Genomic DNA, 22597 nt, shown 5'->3' with positions numbered 1-22597 from the left:
ACCCTGAATGTCAGCGCGCTGTGACTGCCGTTACATTAGTTTTCCGCGGGGTCGGCGGAGTGAAGATTGCGGAGGCCCGGATGATGCAGATGGAAGAAGACAAGCACGACACCGGCGGTGCGGGGAGCTCACCGCCTTCGATCCTGGCGAAGGCGTTCTCGATCATCGATGCGTTCAACGAGCGCGATCGGGTTCTGACCCTGACACAGATCAGCAGGAAGACGGGCCTGCCCAAGTCGACGGTGCACAGATTGCTGCAGCGGTTGGGTGAACTGGCGGTGATAGAGGAACACGGTGCCGGGTACCGGCTCGGTATCCGGCTGTTGCGGCTGGTTTCGTCCATGCCGGTGGACGGAATGCGCGAGGTTGCGCTGCCGCACTTGGCGCAGTTGCAGGCCTGGTCGAAGGAATCCGTGCACTTCGGCGTCCTCAGGGGCAACGAAGTCGTCGTGCTGCAGGCGCTGTTCGCGGTGAACCACGCGCGACCCATCGGGGAGGTGGGCACCCGGATCCCCGCGCACCTGTCCGCGATGGGCCGGGCGATGATGGCGCATCTGCGTGAAGAGGAGCTCACCGAACTGCTGGCCGGACCTCTGGTAGGACTGACGCCGAAGTCGATCACGGACCCGGTCCGAATTCGCCACGAGTTGAAGCACGTTCGAGTGGCGGGAGTTGCCGTGCAGAAGGACGGGGTGGTTCTGGGCTTGGGCAACATCGCCGCGCCGGTGCTGATCAAGGGCCGGCCGATGGGTGCTGTCGCCGTTCAGTTCGACTCGGCGAAGGAGGTCTCGGAGTCGGTGATCAACGCCGTCAAACTGACTGCTCACCGCATCTGCCGTGACACCACCCAGATGCTCGCCCAGGGTAGGGCCGATCTCTTTCCGTTCGACGACTGACGCCGCGTTCCGGGCACTGGAACTTGCTGTGCGTGTGGCGCGCGCACGTCACACGATGGGGAGCGATACCCCCGGCGCGTGTGACGGCGCCGAGGCGCCACCTCAGAAAGGACGGCCAATGGGAGACTTCCTCGCTCTCGGCATGACCCACTACCCGCTGTTGGCGGGAACCGACGAGCACATGGCAGGTCTGCTGCGATGGACTCTCACCGACCCGGACATCCCCGACGAGGAGAAGGACCCGGCCCACTGGCCGGACCGTATGCGTCGCGAGTGGTCCGACGACGGTGGAACCGCCGCCGCATCGGCGCATCGTGCGGAGCTGGTGGCGAATCTGACTCGGGTGCGTGACGCGGTCGACGAGTTCGCCCCCGACGTCGTCGTGGTGTGGGGCGACGACCAGTACGAGAATTTTCGCGAGGAGGTGGTGCCACCGTTCTGCGTGCTCGCCTACGGAGACCTCGAGGTGCCCGCCTTCGAGGTGATGAACGAGCGAGGCAGTCCGAACTTCTGGGGGAAGCCGGACGAATTCGAGATCGTGATGCATGGTGACGCGTCGGGGGCCAGGAAACTCGCCGACGGCCTGATCGAGCGCGGATTCGACATGGCCTACTCGTACAAGAAGCGCACCGCCGCACATTTTCCGCACGCGATCCTGAATACGCAATTGTTCCTCGACTACGCCGACGCCGGCGCCGAGATGTCATATCCCTTCATCCCGATGACGGTCAATTGCTATGGGCAGCATGCCATCGCGCGCAAAGGTGGATTGGCGCGATTCGCCGACATCGAATCGGAGGTTCTCGACCCCTCGGGTCCGACGCCGGCCCGGTGTTTCCAAGTCGGTCGGGCGGTCGCGCAACATTTCCGCGACCGTGATCTCAGGGTGGCGTTCGTCGCCTCCTCGAGTTGGTCGCACGCCTTCCTCGCCGACAAGCTGTGGCATATGCGTCCCGATACCGAAGCCGACCTGCGTATCTACAAGGCGCTGCTCGAGGACGACTTCGGGCTGATGCGCAACTACACCAGCGCAGAAGTTGTCGACGCCGGCCAGCACGAAATTCTCAACTGGTTCTGCATGCTCGGTGCGGTCGAGGAGCTCGGCCTGCGCCGAGACTGGTCGGACCTCGTGGTGACCGACGTCTTCAACTCCAACAAGGCATTTGCCGTGTACTCGGGGTAGATCAGCGTACCCGCGATCAGCTGATCGGTCATACCATTGGACGATAGCTGGGCGATCGGGCTACACTGCAGAGTGATGCCAGTCACAACAATCATGTCGAGTGGTGTGCCGATGCGGCCGGAGGTGTGACGAGAAGGTGAGCCGGACGAAGACGTCAATGGATCCTGATCACGCGGATCTCGAGCACCAAGCAGCCGACTGTATCGGCAGGGCAAGGAAGCTACTGGTCGACCACCAGCACAACCCGGACGTCGGCTCTCCCACGTTGTCGGTGTCTCTTGCAGCGGCAAGGGGTCGCCTCGTCGAAGCGCTGACCGATGGGCAGCTCGCCGAGACCGATATCGGAGACGCTTGCCGGGTTCTCGTCGACATCGAACGTGTTCAGGAGCAGCTGGCGAGAACCGAGGCGATTCGCCGGATCGCGGAGCTGGGCGAGGTGCACGACGCCGCGGTGACGCTTCGGGGACTTTCCCCGCGACAGATCATCGAGGCGGCACCGGAGGTGGTGTGTACACAATTGCCCTTCGCGCGCTCGATGGTCTCAGCTGTGTCCGGCTCTCTGTGGCAGCCCCGCCGCCTCTATCTGCGGCCCGAGCTCGACGGCTCGCCTCTCGACTTCTCCGACTACGTCGACTCCGCGGTGTTGTCCCTGGCTGAAGCGCCTCTGGAAACCGAGCTGGTCCGACGCCGGGTTCCCGCGCTGGTCGCCGCCCCGGCTGACGACGACCGCACACACAAGGAGATCGTCAGCCGATCTCGGACGTCGGCATACGTCGCGGCGCCGGTCATGTCCGCAGGTAAGGTCATCGGACTGCTCCACGCCGACCGGCCAGGGTCGGAGCATGTTCTCGATCCCGACGACCGGGATCGGTTGGACACCTTCGCGACCATTCTGGCCATCGTGTACGAGCAGGCGGTGCTGAAGCACCGAATTCAACTGCAGCGTGCCCGGGTGGAGGAGTCGTTCGACGCAACCCAGACGATGCTGGACCGGATCTCGAAGGTGGATGCGGTTCTCTCTCATCAGGCCGCCGCACCGGTCGAGGGCTCCACGGATGAGCCCGGGGAGAACCGGGCGCTCGAGATCAACAGCGTGCTGACCGTCCGGGAGCGCGAGATCCTGTCCCACCTGGCAACCGGGGCCACCAACAATCAGATTGCGCAGGCACTGGTCATCTCCGAGGGCACCGTGAAATCGCATGTGAAAGCCGTGCTCAAGAAGCTGCACGCACCGACTCGTGCCGCGGCGACGGCCCTCTACTCGAGTCAGGCGCGCCGAGCGAGATGACAGGGAAGACGGAGGGGCGAGCGACCGTCAGGTCGACGACCGACCGCGAGTTGTCGCACGCGGTCATCGTTCTCCTCGATCGGTTGCGCGACGAGTACGGCGTCGGCCCCCGCTCCCACGAGATCCGCGTTGTCTCGCTCGGCACCCAGATGGCGCTCCTCGACGAGGCCACGGAATCGGCACTTGCGACGTTCCCCGCGCTCGGCCCCGAGCAGCAACGAGCGCTCGGTCGCCTCGTCGTCGACCTTCAGAACACGCGCACGCGGATTCGCACAATGCGCGAGGGTCCGGGGCACGTCGTGCAACCCGCCGAGTTCGCCAGCGCGATCCGGCGTTTACGGGGCTCGGAATCCGTTGCCGGTCTTCGCAAAAGAATCTGCTTCGAGGCTGCGAACGCAGCGCGACTCGACCGAATTCTCCTGTCCGAGGTGCACAACGGCTCGTGGACGGCGCTCGAGCTCCACAGCTCGACGAGGTCGGACGAGGTCCTGAGTTCCCTGCAGGCATTACCCCTCGGTTTCGAATCAGCCGAGAGCCGGGCGTGTAAGACCAGATCCGCGGTACTCGCCGGGCCGAACGCCGACGTCCGGCCGAGTGCCGAGGTCGTGCAGATGCTCGCCGCCGACTCCTATGTGGTTGCCCCGATTACCGTGTCGACCGGTGTCATCGGTCTCGTGCACGGCAGTCGACCTTCCGGGGACCCGGTGAACGTTGTGGTCCGGGACATGCTCGGGGCATATGCCCGCGGTTTCGGGACGTTGTTCGAACGGGCGATGCTGGCCGACCGCCTCAGTGAACAGAAGGATGTGATCGTCCAACGCCTGCAACAGGAAGCCCGCGAAGCGGAGCTTCTCGAACATGCGGACGTCAGTTTCCTCGACGAGACCTCGGCCGAGCAGGTCTCGGCGTTGCCCGGTACGCCCTACGACGATCTGAATCCCGCCGCGCTGGAATCGCTGACGACGCGTGAGCGCGAGGTGTTCACGTTGCTGATCCGGGGCGCATCGAACGCCGAGATCGCGAACGAACTCGTCATCAGCATCTTCACGGTGAAGACGCACGTCAAGAAGATACTTCGCAAGCTGGGCGCGATGAACCGGTCCGAGGCGATTTACCGCTATCTGGCGATGACCGGCCAACGGTGACAGGGGCCACGAAAGTCTCACGCGCGCACTCAGACCATCTCGGTGGGTGACGGGCTCACCACATGCACGAATACCGCCCCCCTTGCCTCGGCGAGGGGGGCGGTCCTGTGTCCTGGTCGGGATCTAGTCGCCGGCAACCGCTTCGGCCGCTTGCTTGCGGAGAAGGAACTTCTGGATCTTGCCGGTCGCGGTGGTGGGGAGTTGATCGACGACTACCAGCTTCTCGGGAATCTTCTGCACCATGGCCTTGCGCTCGATTCGCAGGAAGTCGGCGATTTCGTCCAGAGTTGGTGCGGGGCCGTTGGCAACGACGAAGGCGCATACCTTCTCGCCGAGACGCGCGTCGGGCATCGACACAGCTGCAGCTGCGGTGATACGCGGGTGCGCCAGGAGGTGCTCCTCCACTTCCCGCGCCGAGATGTTCATGCCGCCGCGGATGATGAGGTCCTTGATTCGTCCCGTGACCCGCAGATAGCCGTCTTTGTCGACGCGGCCGAGATCACCTGAGGAGAGGAACCCACGTGCGTCGACCGACGCGGTCGTGCGTTCGGGGTCGCGCCAGTACCCGAGGAAGATGCCCGGTCCTCCGTAGAAGATCTGGCCTTCCTCGCCGGCCGGTACGGTGGTGCCTTCCTCGTCGCGGATCTCGAGACCGACACCATCGAACGCACGCCCGTCTGAGGAGAGCACCTTCTCGAGCGGGTCGTCGACACGCACTGCCGTCACCAGTAGTCCTTCGCTACTGCCGTATACCGGTAAGAGTGTGCAGTCAGGTAGTGCCGTCTTCCATTTCCGAAGAAGGGTCTCGGGTATCGGTGCGCCGGCGCTGACCCAGAGTCGCATCGCGCTGACGTCGTGGTCGGCACCGGCTTCGATGGCCCCGAGTGCCATCTGGAGGAATGGTGTCGCGGCCATGCTCACTGTCGTCTTGAATTCCGCGATACGCCGGAGTCCCTCGTTGGGCTCCCACACGTCGAGAAGGTGGATCCCGCTTCCGAGGATCAACGGAGTCGCCACTCCCACGGCCAGTCCTGTCGCGTGGGTGACGGGAGAGGGCATGAACATCACGTCGTCGGGGTTCAGCCCCATCACCTGCCCGCCGAGTCCGTGGGCGGTGAAAGACAGTGTGTTGAAGGTATGTTGGCAGCCTTTCGGCCGCGACTCGGTTCCCGAGGTGTAGATGATGGCGTGGGCGGCATCCGCGGGCGGTGGTGGTCCGAGTTCGTCGTCGCCGGGTACATGGTCGCCGGCAATCAGGTCATCGAAGGCGATCGTGCCGGCGCCCGCCGTCCCACGCACGACGACGACCTGTTCGAGTCCGGGTACGTCCTTACGCACCTCGGCGAGCAAATCCGTGTACCGGAACTTGCGGAATTCCTCGGTGACGAAGGAGATCTTGGCTCCGGAGTGCTCCAGTACGTAGCGCACCTCGTCGTGCCGGTACACCGGCATGGTGGGCACGAGGACGGCGCCGATCCGGGCGAGCGCCACGTAGATGACGACGAACTCGTTCCAGTTCGGCAACTGGACCTGAACGCGGTCACCCCGTTCGACGCCGAGCGTCTGCAGGGAGGCCGCGAGACGGTACGCCTGCGCTCGAAGTTCACCGCGCGTGAGAGTTCCGTAGCCGTCGGTGACGGCGACGAAGTCCGGGTCGGTGTCCGCCCACCGGTCCACGTATTGGGTCAGGCTCTCGTCGCGCCAGTACCCGTTCGATCGGAACGCCTCGAGGGTGCTCGCACTGTAGCGGTCCTCGGGGAGAATCGCTCCCGCGTGTTCCATGACATCCATGTGCGGATCCTTGCTTTCAGGTGCCTCTCCCGACAGGGGACAGGCCACAGTGTTTGGTCGAACCATAATGCCGACCGAGAGGGGGTAAAAGGTGCGAATCGGACGCGTTCTCATCCTTCCGGGGGAGGGAAATGCCCCATGGGGATGAGTGGTCCGCGGAGCGATGCGGGTGCGCCCCGAGTGCCGCACCCGCACTCGCCTTTACAGGTAGATCGACTTCGGCACGAGATAGGCGGACAGGGCCTCCGGACCCAATTCGCGTCCGAGACCACTGGCCTTGACACCACCGAACGGCGCCGTCGGATCGGGAAGGTAGCCGTTGATGCCGACGGTTCCCGTCTGGATGCGCCGGGCGACGGCGACTCCGTGGTCGTGATCGGCGGTGAAGACGGTGCCGCCGAGACCGAAGTCGCTGTCGTTGGCGATGCGGACAGCGTCCTCGTCGTCCCGAAAAGAAATGATCGACAGCACGGGTCCGAAGATCTCCTCCTGGGCGATCGTGTAGTTGTTGTCGACGTCCGCGAAGATGGTCGGTTCCACGAACCATCCCTTCTCGAGGTCCGCGGGGCGTCCACCACCGACCGTGATGCGGGCACCCTCGCCTCTGCCCTTCGCGATGTAGGACTCGACCCGGTCGCGCTGCCGGGCGCTGGCCATCGGTCCGATCATCGTGGCGGGGTCGAGGGAACTTCCTACGGTAAGTGACCCGGCCAGAGCACTGAACGTGTCGACCACTTCCTGGTAGCGCGACTGTGGTGCCAGGATGCGGGTGCCGAGGTAGCAGACCTGGCCGTTGTTCAGCATGGTCGCCCCGAACAGCTGTTCGCCGACGGTGGCGAGATCCAGATTCGCGTCGTCGAGGATGATCGCCGCCGACTTTCCACCGAGTTCCAGCGTGACCGGCCGGAGCAGTCGGCCGCAGGCCTCGGCGATGTTGCGGCCGGCAGTCGACGACCCGGTGAACGCCACCTTGTCGATGCCGGGATGCGAGACCAGGTACGCGCCCAGTTCGCGACCGCCGGGCACGATGTTGATCACGCCCGCCGGCAGGGCTGCCTCTTCGACCGCTTCCGCGAGAACGTAGCTGTCGAGGACCGTCTCCGGGGACGGCTTGATGACGATCGTGCACCCGGCAGCCAGAGCGGGAGCGTATTTGAACGCGGCGAGTGCCTGCGGGAAGTTCCACGGGACGATCGCGCCGACGACCCCGATCGGGGTCTTGGTCACGAGAGTCGATCCGCCGAGCAGACCCGGCCGTGTCTCCTCGAAGGAGTCGTTCTCGATCAATCCGGCGTAGTAGCGCAGCAGAACCTGCGGGAATACGGCTTCCAGCTTCTCTGCGACCGCGACGGGCATGCCGTTCTGTGAGCTCACCGCCTGGACCATCTCCGGTGCGCGTTTGTCGAGCGCATCTGCAAGGCGTCCCAGTGCCTGCGCTCGCCGAGCCGGTTCCCACTGCGACCAACCGGTCGGATCGTCGAATGCCCGGCGTGCCGCGTCGACGGCGGCGTCCATGTCGGGTTCGGCGCCATCGGGGGTGTGGCCCACCACCTGTTCGTCGTTGGGCGATACCACCGTGATCACGCCACTCGAGGCGGGCGCATGCCATTCGCCTCCGATGAAGAAGGCGTTGTTGTTCGTCGTCATGACGGGTTCCTCTCGTTGATCTGGCTGTTCTTGTTGCCGAGTCGTGAACCGGGAAGATGGATCACACGGATTCGAGGGGCTCCTCGTATATCGAGAAATCCTCGGTGTCGTCGTAGGGGCCGAAGCTCTCCTCGAAGCTGTCCTGGATGGCGACCTGCGCGTTCTCCGGCAGGGTGTGCAAGATGTCGCGGACGCGTTCCTGCCGGCGGGCGACGGCCTGCCGGAACGGCATCCCCGGGGTGGCCTTCATCTGCGGGACGATGCCCTCGACGTCGTCGACACCACCGGCGTGGTGTCCGGCGTCGACCATGGCCTGCTCGGCGGCCATGGTGGCCTCGTCTTTCTCCTCGGACATCCCGATCGGGCCGATCATGGTGCCGTTGAGGAACTGTTTGACCACCGGCTGGTCGCTGGTGAGCAGCACCTCGCGGGGTCCGAACATCACCAGTTGTCGGCGGAACAGCATGCCGATGTTGTCCGGCACCGTCCGCGCGAGGTTGATGTTGTGCGAGACGATCAGGATCGTCGCGTCGATTTCGGCGTTGATGTCGATCAGCGTCTGGCTGATGTAGGTGGTGCGGACCGGGTCCAGGCCGGAGTCGGGTTCGTCGACGAGGATGATCTGCGGGTCCAGCACCAGCGCCCGGGCCAGGCCGGCCCGCTTGCGCATGCCACCGGAGATCTCCCCGGGCAGTTTGTCCTCGGCCCCGAGCAGGCCGACGAGTTCCATCTTCTCCATCACGATCTTGCGGACGTCCGACTCGGACTTCTTGGTGTGCTCGCGCAACGGGAAGGCCACGTTGTCGTACAGGTTCATCGAGCCGAACAACGCACCGTCCTGGAACAGCACCCCGAACAGCTTGCGGATCTCGTAGAGTTCCTTGGACGAGCATTCGAGAATGTTGGTGCCGTCGATCACGATCGAGCCCTGCTCGGGGCGGAGCAGACCGATCAGCGATTTCAGGAACACCGATTTGCCCGTTCCGGACGGGCCGAGCAATGCGCTGACCTCGCCGGTGGGCAGGGTCAACGTGACGTCCTGCCAGATCCTCTGCGAGCCGAACGACTTGGTCAGTCCCTCGACGGATACCTCGACACCCACGACTACCTCCTACGATTGCGAAAACATCGACTGATCCCCGTGTTTCGGGGAAACGGTCAGACCGGAGTCATCTCCGTCATGACCCACGTACCCTCCTGCTCGGTCATGCCGACCCGCACGCGACTTCCGTCCAACTTCGGTGCGGCGCTGTCGGTGCTGGTGGTCGACTGGTTGACGAAGAACAGCAGAGTCACCGCGTCTTCCGACGCGGCCACGACGGAGGATTCGACGACGGTCGCCGAGGTGACGACCTGGCGCTGTTTCGCCGACGGAATGATGACCTCTTTGCCGACACTGTCGAACTGGCCGCGGAGATCGCCACCGAGACTGGGAAGTACGTCGGTGAAATGCGTGTCGATGGTGTTGAAGTCGTACGACAACACGTCGGCGACCAGTCGAGTGGCGCGTTCACGCGCCTGTGCCTCCGCGCTGTTGATCTGGTGGTGATCGTGGACCTGGAGGGTGACCGCGACCGCAACCGCGACCGCGACGAGTCCGCCGGCGAGAAGCACGGCGAGGTAGCGGGTGGCTCGCCGCCGCGCGTAGGACCAGGTGGCGATGGCCTCGGGTATCCGGGTGAGTGTGTTTCTCATGCTACGAACTCCACATCCGAGACGAGCCAGTTGCCGTCCACCGAATCGAGCGAGACCTTCATGCGGTAGACGCGGATCTCGCCGTCGGGTGCCTCGGTGTTCTTGACCGTGGACGTCACGGCGGCGAGGACCACGGCGTGGTCGTCGTCGGCCTCGACGAGACCGGCTTCCTTTACTTCACCGGTCGACTCGACCTGGCCCTGGTTCAATACTTCACCGAAACTGCCCGATGCGCTGGTGAATTGGTCGCGGAACGGTCCTGTGGTGCCGTCCGCGACGCGTTGGATATCTTCGTCGACGCTCTGGTGCCGCAGTGTCACGAGGTTGACCACCACCTGCCGTGCCGTCTCGAGGACCTGCTCGTCTCGGGACTGTGCGGTCTGTTCGGTGCGTAGGTTGGTCCACGAGACGCCGCCGACGACGACGGCGGCGATCGCGATCACCGCGGTCGTGGCCAGGCCGATGAGGAATCCGCGCGTCGGTGCCCGCTCCTCGGAGTCGGGTACGGCCCCCGCTGGGGCCTCGTCCTCGGGTCGGTCGGGGCCGGGCTGGTCGAGGCGGGGTTCGACCTCTACCGGAGCAGAAGTGCCTGCCATGTCGATTCCTCCTTCGGGTGTGGTGCGGAAACGCCGGCGATCGAGTAGAGATCGCCGTTCGGTGCCCGGAAATTTCCGGTAACCGGGTCATAGGGAACGCTGAGAGTGCCGGCGCCGCTCCCCAATTCTTGTCGGTTCGACCACGAGGCCGGTGTGACGGTTCCGGGTTCGGTGGCGTCCGGGCTCGGCGGGGTCGAGATCGGTCCCGTGCTCGGACCGCCGGTATCCACCGGCGGCGGCGAATACGGTTGTCCCGGCCGGGCAAGCATGTCCGGCCACGTGGACGGCAGACCGCCCGGGCAGTCCGCGATCTCGGCGGTGCGCACCGCGGGATTCGTCGCGCAGGGGATGTTCCGTGCCCCTCGTGCGACCCGAGGGTCGGCCTGCGGCAGCTTGCAGTAGGAATTCTCCGGTGCGGGGATCGCGCTGAGATCGCTGGGGTCGCGCCGCTGGGTTTCCTGGTAACCCTCGGTGCAGGGGAGCGGGTTCGCGGAGTTGCCGAGCTTGACGTCGAGGGCGCCCTGACCGTACACCCGGTCGTCGCCCTGGACTCCCCGGTGCATGTAGTTGATCGATGCCGACACGGCCGGGTAGATCACCAGGATCTGCTCGATACCCGGGATGTTCACTCGCACGACCTCACCGACCGTTTGGAGGTTCGCCAGCAGCAGCGGAACGGTGGGGCGGACGTCGTCGAGTGTGCCGCTGACCGTGTCGAAGAACTGTGATCCGTTGTCCAGGACACCGCGGACCTGCGCGTCGCTCATCACCAACTGCTCGGAGAACGAGGAGAGATCGTGGGCGAAGCTCGCGATGTCTGCTCGCGAGTCGATTCCGGCCTCGAGGACGGGTTCGGCGTCGTCGAGCAGGGTCCTCGTGGTGCCGATCTTCGCCTGCGCGAGTTCGATCAAAGGACGCGAGGAGTCGATGAGTCGCGACAAGGCAGGTCCGGCGCCGTCGAATGCGGTGTAGGCCTCGTCGACGGTGACTCGGAGGTCGTCCTTGGGCAGTTCCGACAGGAGCACGTTCACCTTGTCGACGACCTCGGAGGCAGGCACCGGGATTTCGGTGTTCTCCTTCGTGATCACGTCACCATCCGCGAGGAAGGGACCTTCGGAGGATGCCGGAACCACGTCCAGATACTGCTCGCCGATGGCCGAGACGCTGCGGACGAATGCCTGGCTGTTCCGGGGAATCGCGAAGTCGGAATCCAGCTGCAATTCCGCCGACGCCCGATCGGGGCCCAGGTCGATCGACTTCACGACGCCGACGTCGACGCCGCGGTAGGTAACGAGGGAGTTGACGTAGAGGCCTCCGGCGCGATCGAATTCGGCCGTGATCGTGTACATCCCGATCCCGGTGACCCTCTTCAACCCGAGGTAGTTGACCGCGGCGTTGCCGACGGCGAGAACTGCCACCACGGTGAACACGATGAGTTGGAAGCGAACGAGTTTCGATCTCATCAGCGTGGTGCTCCGTTCTGCGGTGCGGACGTCGCGGGTCGGCCGGATGTCGTTGTACCGGTGGGTGCCAGGAGAGGATCCACGGCTTGGCGGGCAGGGTTCAGTCCCGCCAGTTCGTCGAGGGGGATGCTGCCGAGGACCTTGCCGCCGACCGTCTCGGCGCTGACGTCGAGGGTGAGGAAGAGATTCATGTAGTCGCCCCTGACGGCGCGCTGGGTGGTCGTCACCGGGAACGGGATCGTTCCGGCGATCTTCAACGCTTCCGGGAGGTGGTCGCCGGCCGCAGCGAGCTGCGACAACACCGGCTGCAGCGACCGCAGATTGGCGTCGAGGTCGTCGCGGCTGCTCTCGAGTACTTCGGTGGCCACCTCGCCGAACCGTCCCACGTCGTTCAGCATCGTGGTGAGTTGTTTCTGCTGTTCGTCGAGTACCTGCAGGGCCGGTTGGATCGACGTGATTCCCCGATCGATCGTCTCATTCTGACTGGCGAGTTCCGCGCCGAGACGGTCCAGTCCGTCGATCGCCCGGACGATGTCGTCGCGCTGTTGGTCGACACCACCGACGAACTCTTCGAGGTTGCCGAACAGGCTGCGCAGCGATTCCTCCCGGCCACCCAGAACGCGGTTGAGCTCGGAGGTCACGGTGCGAATCTGTTGCAATCCACTTCCGTTGAGGACGAGCGCGAGTGCCGAGAGCACTTCCTCGGTGGACGGGTACTGGCTGGTGCGGGCGAGGGGGATCACGTCGCCGTCGGCGAGTCTGCCGACCCCCTCCGTACCGGGCGGCACGGTGAGCTCGAGGTACTGGGAGCCCAGCACACTGGTTTGGGCGAGCTTGGCGCTGACGTTTACGGGGATTTCTGCATCCGGGTCGAGCTCGAGGGTCAGCTTGGCGCCCCAGTTGTCGCCCGTGATGTGGCTGATGTTTCCCACGATGACGTTGCCGGCCTTCACCGGTGAGTTGCCGACCAGGTTCTGGATGTCCGCCAGCTCGACTGTCACCTCGTGGGCGTCGCCTCCGACCGCGTTGCCGGGCAGCCCGATCGAATTGATTCCGTCGAATCGGCACCCTGCCGCCGCGGCGACGACACCGACGAGCATGGTTGCCGTGAGCGCCGATCTTCGCAGAGAGTTCGTCATCGTGGTCCCTCCGGGAGAATGAGGTTCTGCAGACTTTGGGTGATGGAGGCGACGGGATCATTCGGTGCGGGAGTGCCCGGCGTGATCCCCGGGGGACGCGGGGCGGTGACCGGTGCCGGTGACGCCTGCCGCACCGCGGCGTTGGCCAAGGGCGCCGCGAAAGCGCCGGCAGCCGTGTTGCATTCGTCGCCCGAAGCATCGACCGTGGTCAAGAGTGCACAGATGAGCGAGCGTGGGTCCGGCATTTCGGGCACCGCGAGTGCGCCCGTGAGCGAGTTCGCGTCGGAATCGTAGATGTTGTAGAAGTCGGACAGTGCCGTCGGTCCGGAGTGCAGGATCGACATCAGGGTGTCCTGGCGGTCGACGAGCAACCGGGTGATCTCTTCGAGCTGCCCGACATTGTCGACCAGCGCCCCACGATTGTCCTCGATGAACTTTGTGACTTCCTGAAAGGTAGTCACCATGCTGCTCAGCACCGCGTCGAGTTCGGTCCGGTTGTCGTTGAGCAGCCCCGAGACGTTCGCGAGTTCGCCACTGAATGCCCGGATCTGCTGATCGCTGGCCGCGAGCGCGGTAGTGAACTTCTGAAGGTTCTCGACAGTGCCGAACAGGTCCTCGCCGCTCGCGTTCAGGATGGTGGCGGCGTCCGAGAGGTGGATGAGGGAGTCGTGGAGCGCTGTGCCCGTGCCGTCCAGTGTCCGAGCGGTACTGCTGACGAAGCGATTGAGCGAACCGTCCGGATGCTCCGGAGTGCGTCCGGCGTCCTCGCTGAGCTTGACCACCTGCTTCTTGATCTCGTCGAACTCGACCGGGACGGCTGTTCGGTCGAGGGGGATCTCTTCGCCGTCCGCGAGGGTCGGTCCACCCGAGTACGCCGGTGCGAGCTGGATGTAGCGGCCGGTGACCAAGGTCGGGGCGACGACCGCCGCCTTCGCGTCGGCGGGGACGTCGTACTCGTTGTCGTAGTCGAACTCCACTCGGACCCGTTCACCGTCCGGCTCGATCGTCGTGATGCGGCCGACCTCGACACCGAGAATCATCACCCGGTCCCCGACGTACATGCCGGTGGTGTTCCGGAAATACGCCGTGACGTGGTTGACGGAGTGATTTTCGATCCAGGCGGCGGTCAGCAACCCGACGAGGGCGACCGCGATCACCACGGCGAGCAGTCTCGCCGGCACTGCCCGTGCCATCTCACGTACCGATGCCATCAGCGCGGCCCCCCGAAGCTTCCGGGAAGCTGCCCGGAGAGGTTGGCGGGAACGATGTTGTGGAGGAGCACCCCGAAGAACGGACCACTGCCCACCGCCTCGCCGACCTGCTTCGCGAACCGTTCGAGGCCGGTCAGCGATGCGTTGATGTTGTCGTAATTGCTGTTCAATGTGGCCACCAGAGTCTTCAACTGATCGAGAGTGGGTCCGAGTGTTGCTGCGTTGTCGCGGGAAAGCCCGGTGAGGGCGTCGGCCACCTGCCGTGACTGCACGAGCACGCGATGGATGGTGTCTGCCCGGCTGTTCAGTGCGGTGAAGAGCGACTGCCCTTGGCCGAACAGCGTGGCGACCTGCACGTCTCGGTCCGCGAGGATCCGGGACACGTCGGCGGCGCCTGAGAGCAGCTGACGCAGTTCGTCGTCGCGGCTCGCCACCGTGTCGGACAGGCGGGACAGGCCGTCGAGAGAGGACCGCAGGTCAGGCGGAAGCTCGTCTTCGACCGAGGAGACCTGCTCGAGTGCGCCGGACAGGTTGACGGTGTCGGTCTCCGACACCTTGTCGGTGACCTCCTCGAGCGCCCGGGTGATGTCGTATCCGGAGCTGGTATGGGCCAGCGGAATGGTGGCGTCGTCGGCGAGCTCGCCATGGCGTCCCGGAGTGATCTCCACGTACCGCCGACCGAGCGCAGTTTCGACCTTGATCGCCGCCGTCGTGTCCTCACCGAGCCCGAGCGCACCGCCGTCCACATCGAATTCCACGTCGACTCTTCCATCGGCGATCGAAAGCTTCTTCACCTCTCCGACTTTCACACCGGCGATCTGCGTGGTATCACCCACCGCGAGGCCGCTGGCATCGGCGAACTCGGCATGGTAGGTCGTGGCCCTGTTGACACCGGGTATCGAGTTGAAGTTGAGCGCAAGAAACAGGACTCCGATCAGCACGGCTGTTCCGACCAGGCCCATGCGGAACGCATCGCGCTCGAGGAAGGACTTCTGAGCCATCACTGGCACCTTTCTGCGGGGGCCTTGAACATCGGTGTGAGTCCACCGGGCCCGGGCGCGTACTTGACAGCGAGACCGCAGACGAAGAAGTTCACGAAACTTCCGTAACCCGCGACGCGGCCGATGAGGCGGTAGTTCTCGGGCAGCGTGGACAGCACCATGTTCAGGGTGTCGGTATTCGCGTCGAGGTTGCCCGCGAGATTGCCCAGCGCAACCACGTCCTGCGCGATCGCCGGGCGATTCTGGTCGAGAACTCCTGCGAGACTGTCCGTGACATGGTCGATGTTCACCAGGGAATTGGTGATCAGGTCACGGTCGCCGTCGAGACCCGCGACCAGACGTTGGAGTTGGTCGATCAGTGCGGAGAACTGGTCACCGCGATTGTTCACGGTCCCGACAACGGTGTTGAAATTGCTCACCACCTGACCGATCGCTTGATCCCGGTCCGCCAATGTGTTGCTCAGGGTTCCGATTTGGGCCACCAGACTCCCTATACTCGCTTCCTGACCGTTCAGTACCTCGATCAGAGAAGCGGACAGTTGATTTGTCTGATCCGGGTCGAGACCCTGTAGGAGAGGACGGAATCCGTTGACCACCTGGTCGAGGTCGAGCGCCGGCGTCGTCTGCTCGAGGGGGATCGGGCCGTCGAGCGCTCCGATCGCGCCAGGTCCGTTCGAGAGCTCCACGTAGCGGTCACCGATCAGGTTCTTGTACTTGATCCGCGCCGTCGTCCCCGCCGTCAGGGGGCGTTCCGTGGAGAGGGAGAACGACACCACTGCCGTGCCGTCTCCGGCCAACTCCACCTCTGTCACCTTTCCCATCGGCACACCACCGACCTTGATGTCTTCCCCGTGGCCCAGCCCGGACGCATTCGAGAACACGGCCTGATAGGTGTTCGTGCTGCCGAAGCGCATGTTGCCCGCCACCGTCGCCACACCGAATCCCGTCAACGACGTGACCAGGACGAAGATCAGCAACTTGATTCCCGGTGCCTTCGTCATCAGCGAACACCTCCGAACATGAACTGCGCGAACGGGTTGCCGATCAGATCTTCGATTCCGTGCGCGGGCTGGTAGGCCTTGCTGCCGTCGTCGAAATCGGTATGGCCGGGGGCCTGCGCGGGGTCGTAGCACCGCGGCGGGCCGTCAGCACCGTTCTTCGGCGCATTCTCCGGGTACGTGTAAGGCGGATCGCCCATCAGCAGAGTGCCGAGGATGTTCAGCCCGGCCTGATCGCTACCGCCGACGGTGCGCTCCAGGTACCTGTTGGTCTGATCCATGCTCGCCAGGAAGCACGGGAACATCGGCGCATGCTGGGCGAGCAGCGCCGTCGTCGGCTCCAGCGAATCGAGGGACTTCTCCAACGGGTCACCGGAAGCCTCGAAGAAGCTCAGCCCGCTGTTGCCGAAACCGCTGAAACTGAGCAGGAAAGCGCTCAACTGCTGTTCCCGTTCGGTCACCGTGTCACCGGTGGTACTCACATGATCGACGGTCCGCAGCAGCTCCGGAGCGGCATCGGCGAGGACATCGGAGACCTCCGCACCCTTGACCAGATCCCGCTGCAACGTGGGAAGGCTGCCGTTGAACTCGGACAAGTAGGCGTCGAGCTCGACCATCATGTCCCCGAGTTGGTCGCCGCGGCCCTGCAACGAGGTCGACAACGCACTCAACGTCGCGTTGACCTTCTGCGGTTCCACGGTCCGCAGCACCGTCACCAGCGATTCGAGGAGATCGTTCACCTCGGTGGCCACGCCGGTGCCCTGAACCACAGAGCCCGCCGACACCATTGTGCTCGAGGGATGTTCCGGCTGGACGAGCGTGACGAACTTGCGTCCGAACAACGTGGTCGGATCGATCACGGCCGTGATGTTCTCCGGGATCGTCGACGTTCGGCTCTCGTCGATGTCCATGGTGATCTCGGCCCGGTCGTCTACCAGTTGTACCTTCGACACCCGGCCGACGACGACGTCGCGCATCTTGATGTCCGAGCCGGGTTCGAGCATCAGCCCTGACCGCACCGAGTACAGCGTGACCGGGACGGTCGAATGGAACAATCCGCGGTAGATGCCGACTGACGCTGCGGTCGCGATTGCCATCAACGCGATCAGACACCCACCCAGGAGCGCGTAGACGCGGCGGCTCCGCTCTTCGATATGGCCACCCATGTCAGCCCGACACTTTCACGGCGCCTGCGGAGCCACCGTAGACGGCGATTCCGATGAGAAGGTCGATGACCATGATCGAGATCAGGGATGTGCGTACCGCACGTCCGACCGCGATACCGACTCCCGCCGGCCCGCCCTTCGCGTTGTAGCCGTGGTAGCAGTGCACACACATCACCACGACCGACATCGCGAGCACCTTCACCATCGACCACGCGACATCACTCGGCACGAGGAAGACGTTGAAATAGTGCTGGTACGTTCCGCTCGCCTCACCGAGATACTCGGTGACCAATTGCGTGGCGACGTACCCGACGAACAACGCCACGGCATACAGCGGAATCACCGCGATGACCCCGGCGGTGACGCGAGTGCTCACCAGATAGGGGAGCGACGGGATCGACATGGTCTCCATGGCGTCGATCTCTTCGCTCACCCGCATCGCACCGAGTTGAGCGGTGAAACCCGCACCGACCGTCGCGGTCAGCGCGATGCCGACGATGACGGGAATCGCCTCGCGGGTATTGAAGAATGCCGAGATGAATCCGGACAGCGCACCGATTCCGATGCGGCCCATCGACGTCGCTCCCTGCTGGCCCACCTCGTAGCCGACCGCGGTGGTGAGAAGCGAGATGACCACCAGGGTTCCCCCGATCACCGCAAGGGCACCGGTACCCATGCTGACCTCGGCGAGCAGTCGGATCGTCTCCTTGCGGTAACGCCGAACCGTGTGCGGGATGGAGGTGACGGCGTGGCTGTAGAAGTGGAGCTGCCTGCCCATCTCCTCCAGATGACCAACAGGTGCACCGACCGCGCGGAGCGCGAGCCCGGCAACGTGCGGTCTCGCCGGGGCGGCCCGAGTAGCTTTCGACACAGAATTCTCCCGTTGACAGCCGACTGTGCGGCTAGGTGTTGAGCGCTGTCAGTGCAGCGCAAGAGTGGTGATAACCGAGTTCGCGAGGAAGAGCAGCAGGAAGCTGAATACGACGGTCTGGTTCACGGCGTCTCCCACTCCCTTGGGTCCGCCTTTCGCGTTGAGTCCCAGATGACACGCGACGAGACCGGCAAGCATGCCGAACACCGCCGCCTTCACCTCACTGACAAGGAAATCGGGCAGTCCCGTGAGGATCGAGATGGCCGTGACGTATTGCCCCGGCGACGCACCCTGCATGTAGACCGTCGCGAAGTAACCGCCCACCAGTCCGACGGCAGACACCAGACCGTTGAGAAACATTCCGATGAGAGTCGACGCCAGCACCCTCGGTACACACAAACGCTGAATCGGGTCGATTCCCAACACCTTCATCGCGTCGATTTCCTCGCGAATCGTGCGCGATCCCAGATCGGCGCAGATCGCGGTCGAACCGGCGCCGGCAACCACGAGAACCGTGACCACCGGACCGATTTCACGGATGATCGCGACACCGGCGCCGGCCCCGCTGAGGTCGACGGCTCCGATCTCGGCCAGCAGAATATTGATCTGGTAGACGAACATCATGCAGAAGGGAATCGCCATCAGCAGCGCCGGCATGATCGACACACCCGCAATGAACCATGCCTGCTGAACGAACTCGCGAGCGTGGAAGGGGCGCTTGAACATGCATCGGAACGTCTCCATCGACGTCGCGTAGAACGCGCCCACCGCAGTCGGCGCGACCTGAATGCCCTTCTTGACAGCGCTCGCCCTCGACGGGCGGGCTTCCAGATCTACTGACATCGAACGGCCTTTCTCACTGTTTCCGGAGTATCCGATACGGCGGAGTCGGTCATCATTCGTGGACGAGGACGACCTTCACCGCGTCACCTCGATGCTGGACGGCCACAGCTTCGTTGATCTGTGAGAACGGCATTGTCGTGATCAACTTGTCGAACGGGAACCTGCCCTGACGGTGCAGATCGAGAAGGTGCGGAATGAACGTGTCGGGGTCGGCATCCCCCTCGACGATCCCGCGGATCGTCAGACCGAAGAGCTGCGTCGACATCATGCCGATCGGGATTGTGGCGGTCGGGTCGGCGGGGACCCCGATGAGGCCGAGGGTGCCCCGGACACCCAGTGACTGCAGGATCTGGTCCAGCACGGGCAAGAGAGCCGTCGTGTCGATCGCGTAGTCGATGCCGTCGGGCACCACTGCCCGAATCTGTTCGGAGAGGTCACCGTCCGCAGGATCGACGACGTGGGTCGCGCCGAGAGACAGCGCGAGCTCGCGCCGCGACTCGTGAGGTTCGACGACGATGATCACGCCGACCTCGCGGACCACGGCAGCAAGCACAGCCGCCAGGCCGACCGAACCCGCGCCGACGACGACCAGTGAAGATCCTGGAGCGACGTCGAGAGAGTTCAACACCGCGCCTGCGCCGGTCTGGATTCCGCAGCCGAGCGGACCGACGAGTTCGAGAGGGGCATCGTCCGCGACCTTCACGACGTTGCGTTCATGAGCGATGGCATGTGTCGCGAGGGAGGACTGCCCGAAGAAGTTGCCGCCGAGCGTGGCGTCCCCCGCGGTGAGTGCCGAAGGGCCGTCCGGGCGCACACCACCGAAGTTGAACGCCATGAAATTGTGGCAGTACGCAGGCTCGCCCTTCCCACAGTGGGCACACTGGCCGCAACTGTTGAAGGTGATCGCGACCTTGTCGCCTGCAGCGACCTTGGTGACTCCGGATCCGACCCTCACGACCGTCCCGCTACCTTCGTGGCCGACGACGCCCGGAAGGGGGAACGGGAGATGGCCCTCCTTGACGGCCAGATCGGTGTGGCAGAGACCGACGCCGGCGATCTCGACGAGGACTTCGTGTTCCGTGGGTTCGCTCAGAGACACGGTCTCGATGGCGAAGTCGCCCGCGACTTCGTGGACTACGGCGGCGGTGATCTGCACGACTGCTCCTCATTTCAGGTGTTCGCCCGAGGACGGGCATCACTTGCTCAGGTGCAATGTTAGGTAGATCACAAGCTCTGAAAACAGGGATGAGCGGCAAGTTCGCTCCAATCTCCCCCCTTTTACCCCCGATGGGACTACGGCACCCGAGAGGTCCTGTCTTCCTGTGAAAATTCGCCACACGGAGTCGAGGCTCGTGTGGCGGAGTCGACGCAGGGTCGGCAGTCTGCGCGCCGCGGGAACCCGATGCCCCCGACGAAGTACCGAAAACACCCCTTGGTGTGACGCGTCGAGTGCACGCATGAAGAGAGACTTGAATCACATTCCGCGATCAACTCGATCGATGTCCCATCTCAGGGGGAACCAGTGTCTGTTGATCCTTCGGCGCTCATCATGGGGGTCGCCGCCGCAATCGGCGGCATCGTCCAGGGCGCCGATATGCCCGATGCGGCACAAGATTTCGCGATGCAGCAGATTTACGCGGTGGCGGATCAGGCGAAGGCCGTCGACGTGACAATCGACGACTACATCGAATTGCTACCCGAGAATTCCCGCGAGCCCGCTCGGCAGGCAGTCGACACGGCTGCCGAGACGGCCCAGAGTGCGGTGGCACCGTTTCTGCCGTCACCCGTCATCGCGGTTCCTCCTGATCCCGAAATCGACGAGTCGCTGCCGGGGGCATCCGAAGAGCCCGAGGTGGTCGGGCCCGCAGAGGAGCCGATTGCTGCCGACAGTACTGTGCCGGAAACAATTCCGCGCGAGGAAGGTGACGATATCAGCAGCGTCGCAGCCGGTCCGATGCCGATCGGCTCGATCGCCGTGTTCGTCCCCTGGTTCACGAAGGCGGGTGGAATCTGCGAGGGAATCACCGCGCCCGTTCTCGCAGCGCTGTATTCCGTCGAGAACGGATTTCGGTACGGTGCCACGTCGCCGGCCTCGCCGGCGGGTGCACGTGGACCCGGACAGTTCATGCCGGCCACCTGGGCGCGATACGGCAAGGACGCCGACGGCGACGGAATGTCGGACGTTCTCGGAGTAGCCGATTCGGTGATGGCGTCCGGGAACCTGCTGTGCGACATGTACAGCCAGATCGGTGAATGGAAGGCCGAGGGGCTCGTATCCGGCGATACCCTTGACCTGACTCTCGCCGGATACAACGCGGGGATAGGAGCGGTACGCCAATTCGGGGGAATGCCCAGAGGGACTGACGACTACGAGAACCAGACCCGGCCGTACGTCGCGAAGATCCGTGAGTCGGAGGGGCGGTTCGCGTCGGTTCTACAACTCCTGCGCAGTGATTCGGGGGGTGTGGGTGGTCTCATCGTGCAGGCGGCAATTCGGTATCTCGGCTTGCCGTACGTGTGGGGTGGCGGCAGCGTGAAGGGCCCGTCCTCCGGAGGGTTCGACTGTTCCGGTCTGACGTCCTACGCCGTGTACGACGCAACCGCCGGCCTCATCCTCCCACGCACGTCGGAGACCCAGTGGAACGTCGGTGTCGAGGTCCCGCTGGACGGCGCGAGGCCGGGCGATCTGCTGTTCGGCAACTGGGGCCCGGGAGGGCCCGGCCACGTCGCGATCTATCTGGGAAACGGTCAGATGGTGCATGCGCCGACGACAGGCGACGTCGTTCGGATCGCACCGGTCTTCGAGGGCATGAAGGCGCGGCGAGTGGTGTCGTAGAAGGCCGAACGGCACGAGGCCCCCACGCCGAGCAGCGCTCGACGTAGGGGCCTCGGTCGGTTGCTAGCCGCGCCCGACACGGGACGCCGGGTTCTCCGGTGTCTTTGCGTCCGGTCGACCGCCGGCCGCGTGCGCCAGGAAGCGCTCTCGTGCAACGAGATAGAACGGGAATGCCATGGAGACGCCGATGTAGGACAAGAGCACGAAGACCACGCCCCACTTCCGGCCCATGCCGATCCGTGCGGTGTCCGTGAGCACCCAGACGATGAAGACCGTCCAGGCGATCAGCATGTCGATGCTCAGGAACGCGGCGGTGCCGCCCGGCTCGATACCGTCTCCGAAGAATTCGACCGGGTTGAAGATGTTTCCGCCGTCGCCGATCCAGTCGAACGCGAATGGCCAGGTCAGGAGTAGCGCAGCGATCCCGGCGACGACGTAGAAGGCGTGACGGGCATTCATTGCGGTATTTCCGCGCATCTGCGTGGTCACGACGTCACCTGCTGTCTGCGACGCGAACGTGGATCTCGGCCTCGCTGTCGGCGACGACGAGTTGGCAGGACAGACGAGAATCGTCGTCCGCGGCGTCCAGATAGGCGATCAGATCCGTCTCCTCGTCCGTCGGTTCGGCGAAGAAGCGGGTGTACTGCTTCGGGAGGTGGACGTGACACGTAGCGCAGGCGCAACTGCCGCCGCATTCGGCGACGATGCCGGGGAGGTTGTTGCGGAGCGCTGCGTTCATGAGCGTTTCACCGGGTTCGACATCGACGTGCTCCGTCGACCCGTCCGGCAGGTGATAGGTAACTTTCGTCATGCGCTGAGGGCACTTTC

At 64.4% G+C, this 22597-nt stretch carries 21 protein-coding genes; 5 read left to right on the top strand and 16 right to left on the bottom strand.

Annotation, left to right across the window (positions count from 1 at the left end):
• The first annotated feature begins 59 nt into the window (after positions 1–59).
• The 4 genes from JWS14_RS14180 to JWS14_RS51400 all read left to right on the top strand — a co-directional run bounded on the left by JWS14_RS14180 (position 60) and on the right by JWS14_RS51400 (position 4512).
• On the top strand, positions 60–896 hold the full coding sequence (locus JWS14_RS14180; RefSeq protein WP_241031341.1) for an IclR family transcriptional regulator: 837 nt from the start codon (positions 60–62) through the stop codon (positions 894–896).
• A 118-nt stretch (positions 897–1014) separates the two neighbouring features.
• On the top strand, positions 1015–2079 hold the full coding sequence (locus tag JWS14_RS14175; protein WP_206013559.1) for a DODA-type extradiol aromatic ring-opening family dioxygenase: 1065 nt from the start codon (positions 1015–1017) through the stop codon (positions 2077–2079).
• Between the two features lie 157 nt (positions 2080–2236).
• Positions 2237–3367 carry a helix-turn-helix transcriptional regulator gene (locus JWS14_RS14170; RefSeq protein WP_206013558.1) on the top strand — a complete coding sequence of 377 codons (1131 nt, stop codon included), beginning with the start codon at positions 2237–2239 and terminating at the stop codon, positions 3365–3367.
• A complete protein-coding gene (locus JWS14_RS51400) occupies positions 3364–4512 on the top strand; it encodes a LuxR C-terminal-related transcriptional regulator (protein ID WP_206013557.1) in 1149 nt (382 codons plus the stop codon). The genes JWS14_RS14170 and JWS14_RS51400 overlap by 4 nt, the downstream gene beginning before the upstream one ends.
• A gap of 123 nt (positions 4513–4635) precedes the next feature.
• Here the strand turns inward: JWS14_RS51400 and JWS14_RS14160 are convergent, their stop codons facing one another.
• The 14 genes from JWS14_RS14160 to JWS14_RS14095 form a co-directional block, all read right to left on the bottom strand.
• Positions 4636–6303 carry an AMP-binding protein gene (locus JWS14_RS14160; protein WP_206013556.1) on the bottom strand — a complete coding sequence of 556 codons (1668 nt, stop codon included), beginning with the start codon at positions 6301–6303 and terminating at the stop codon, positions 4636–4638.
• A gap of 201 nt (positions 6304–6504) precedes the next feature.
• A complete protein-coding gene (locus JWS14_RS14155) occupies positions 6505–7950 on the bottom strand; it encodes an aldehyde dehydrogenase (protein ID WP_206013555.1) in 1446 nt (481 codons plus the stop codon).
• A 61-nt stretch (positions 7951–8011) separates the two neighbouring features.
• Positions 8012–9052 carry an ABC transporter ATP-binding protein gene (locus JWS14_RS14150; RefSeq protein ID WP_095862185.1) on the bottom strand — a complete coding sequence of 347 codons (1041 nt, stop codon included), beginning with the start codon at positions 9050–9052 and terminating at the stop codon, positions 8012–8014.
• A gap of 56 nt (positions 9053–9108) precedes the next feature.
• Positions 9109–9645 carry a hypothetical protein gene (locus JWS14_RS14145; protein WP_206013554.1) on the bottom strand — a complete coding sequence of 179 codons (537 nt, stop codon included), beginning with the start codon at positions 9643–9645 and terminating at the stop codon, positions 9109–9111.
• Positions 9642–10241 (bottom strand): hypothetical protein, encoded by a 600-nt coding sequence (locus JWS14_RS14140; RefSeq protein WP_206013553.1) that lies wholly within the window; start codon positions 10239–10241, stop codon positions 9642–9644. Before JWS14_RS14140 ends, JWS14_RS14145 begins: the two co-directional genes overlap by 4 nt.
• The gene (locus tag JWS14_RS14135; protein ID WP_206013552.1) at positions 10217–11704 is read right to left on the bottom strand and encodes an MCE family protein; all 1488 of its coding nucleotides are present in this window, start codon (positions 11702–11704) and stop codon (positions 10217–10219) included. Before JWS14_RS14135 ends, JWS14_RS14140 begins: the two co-directional genes overlap by 25 nt.
• Positions 11704–12843, bottom strand: coding sequence for an MCE family protein (locus tag JWS14_RS14130; RefSeq protein ID WP_206013551.1), 1140 nt, complete (start codon positions 12841–12843; stop codon positions 11704–11706). The genes JWS14_RS14135 and JWS14_RS14130 overlap by 1 nt, the downstream gene beginning before the upstream one ends.
• Positions 12840–14036 carry an MCE family protein gene (locus tag JWS14_RS14125; protein WP_241031340.1) on the bottom strand — a complete coding sequence of 399 codons (1197 nt, stop codon included), beginning with the start codon at positions 14034–14036 and terminating at the stop codon, positions 12840–12842. The genes JWS14_RS14130 and JWS14_RS14125 overlap by 4 nt, the downstream gene beginning before the upstream one ends.
• A 17-nt stretch (positions 14037–14053) precedes the next feature.
• Positions 14054–15055, bottom strand: coding sequence for an MCE family protein (locus JWS14_RS14120; protein ID WP_206013549.1), 1002 nt, complete (start codon positions 15053–15055; stop codon positions 14054–14056).
• On the bottom strand, positions 15055–16056 hold the full coding sequence (locus JWS14_RS14115) for an MCE family protein (protein ID WP_206013548.1): 1002 nt from the start codon (positions 16054–16056) through the stop codon (positions 15055–15057). Before JWS14_RS14115 ends, JWS14_RS14120 begins: the two co-directional genes overlap by 1 nt.
• The gene (locus tag JWS14_RS14110; protein ID WP_206013547.1) at positions 16056–17219 is read right to left on the bottom strand and encodes an MCE family protein; all 1164 of its coding nucleotides are present in this window, start codon (positions 17217–17219) and stop codon (positions 16056–16058) included. Before JWS14_RS14110 ends, JWS14_RS14115 begins: the two co-directional genes overlap by 1 nt.
• A gap of 1 nt (position 17220) precedes the next feature.
• A complete protein-coding gene (locus JWS14_RS14105; RefSeq protein WP_206016017.1) occupies positions 17221–17997 on the bottom strand; it encodes an MlaE family ABC transporter permease in 777 nt (258 codons plus the stop codon).
• Positions 17998–18138: 141 nt separating this feature from the next.
• The gene (locus tag JWS14_RS14100) at positions 18139–18933 is read right to left on the bottom strand and encodes an MlaE family ABC transporter permease (RefSeq protein WP_095862194.1); all 795 of its coding nucleotides are present in this window, start codon (positions 18931–18933) and stop codon (positions 18139–18141) included.
• A gap of 52 nt (positions 18934–18985) precedes the next feature.
• Complete coding sequence (locus JWS14_RS14095; RefSeq protein WP_206013546.1) at positions 18986–20089, bottom strand: NAD(P)-dependent alcohol dehydrogenase; 1104 nt, start codon at positions 20087–20089, stop codon at positions 18986–18988.
• A 393-nt stretch (positions 20090–20482) separates the two neighbouring features.
• Between JWS14_RS14095 and JWS14_RS14090 the strand changes: the two genes are divergently transcribed.
• Entirely contained in the window at positions 20483–21769 is a 1287-nt protein-coding gene (locus JWS14_RS14090; RefSeq protein ID WP_420855135.1) for an NlpC/P60 family protein, read from the top strand.
• A gap of 63 nt (positions 21770–21832) precedes the next feature.
• Here the strand turns inward: JWS14_RS14090 and JWS14_RS14085 are convergent, their stop codons facing one another.
• Both JWS14_RS14085 and JWS14_RS14080 read right to left on the bottom strand, forming a co-directional pair.
• Positions 21833–22258 carry a DUF2834 domain-containing protein gene (locus JWS14_RS14085; RefSeq protein WP_241031339.1) on the bottom strand — a complete coding sequence of 142 codons (426 nt, stop codon included), beginning with the start codon at positions 22256–22258 and terminating at the stop codon, positions 21833–21835.
• Between the two features lie 4 nt (positions 22259–22262).
• On the bottom strand, positions 22263–22580 hold the full coding sequence (locus tag JWS14_RS14080) for a 2Fe-2S iron-sulfur cluster-binding protein (protein ID WP_095862197.1): 318 nt from the start codon (positions 22578–22580) through the stop codon (positions 22263–22265).
• Between the last annotated feature and the right edge of the window lie 17 nt (positions 22581–22597).

The organism is Rhodococcus koreensis (genome assembly GCF_017068375.1).
Taxonomy (GTDB): domain Bacteria; phylum Actinomycetota; class Actinomycetes; order Mycobacteriales; family Mycobacteriaceae; genus Rhodococcus_F; species Rhodococcus_F koreensis.
Note: the sequence above shows the minus strand (reverse complement) of the source record. Positions and strands in the feature narration are given on the sequence as shown.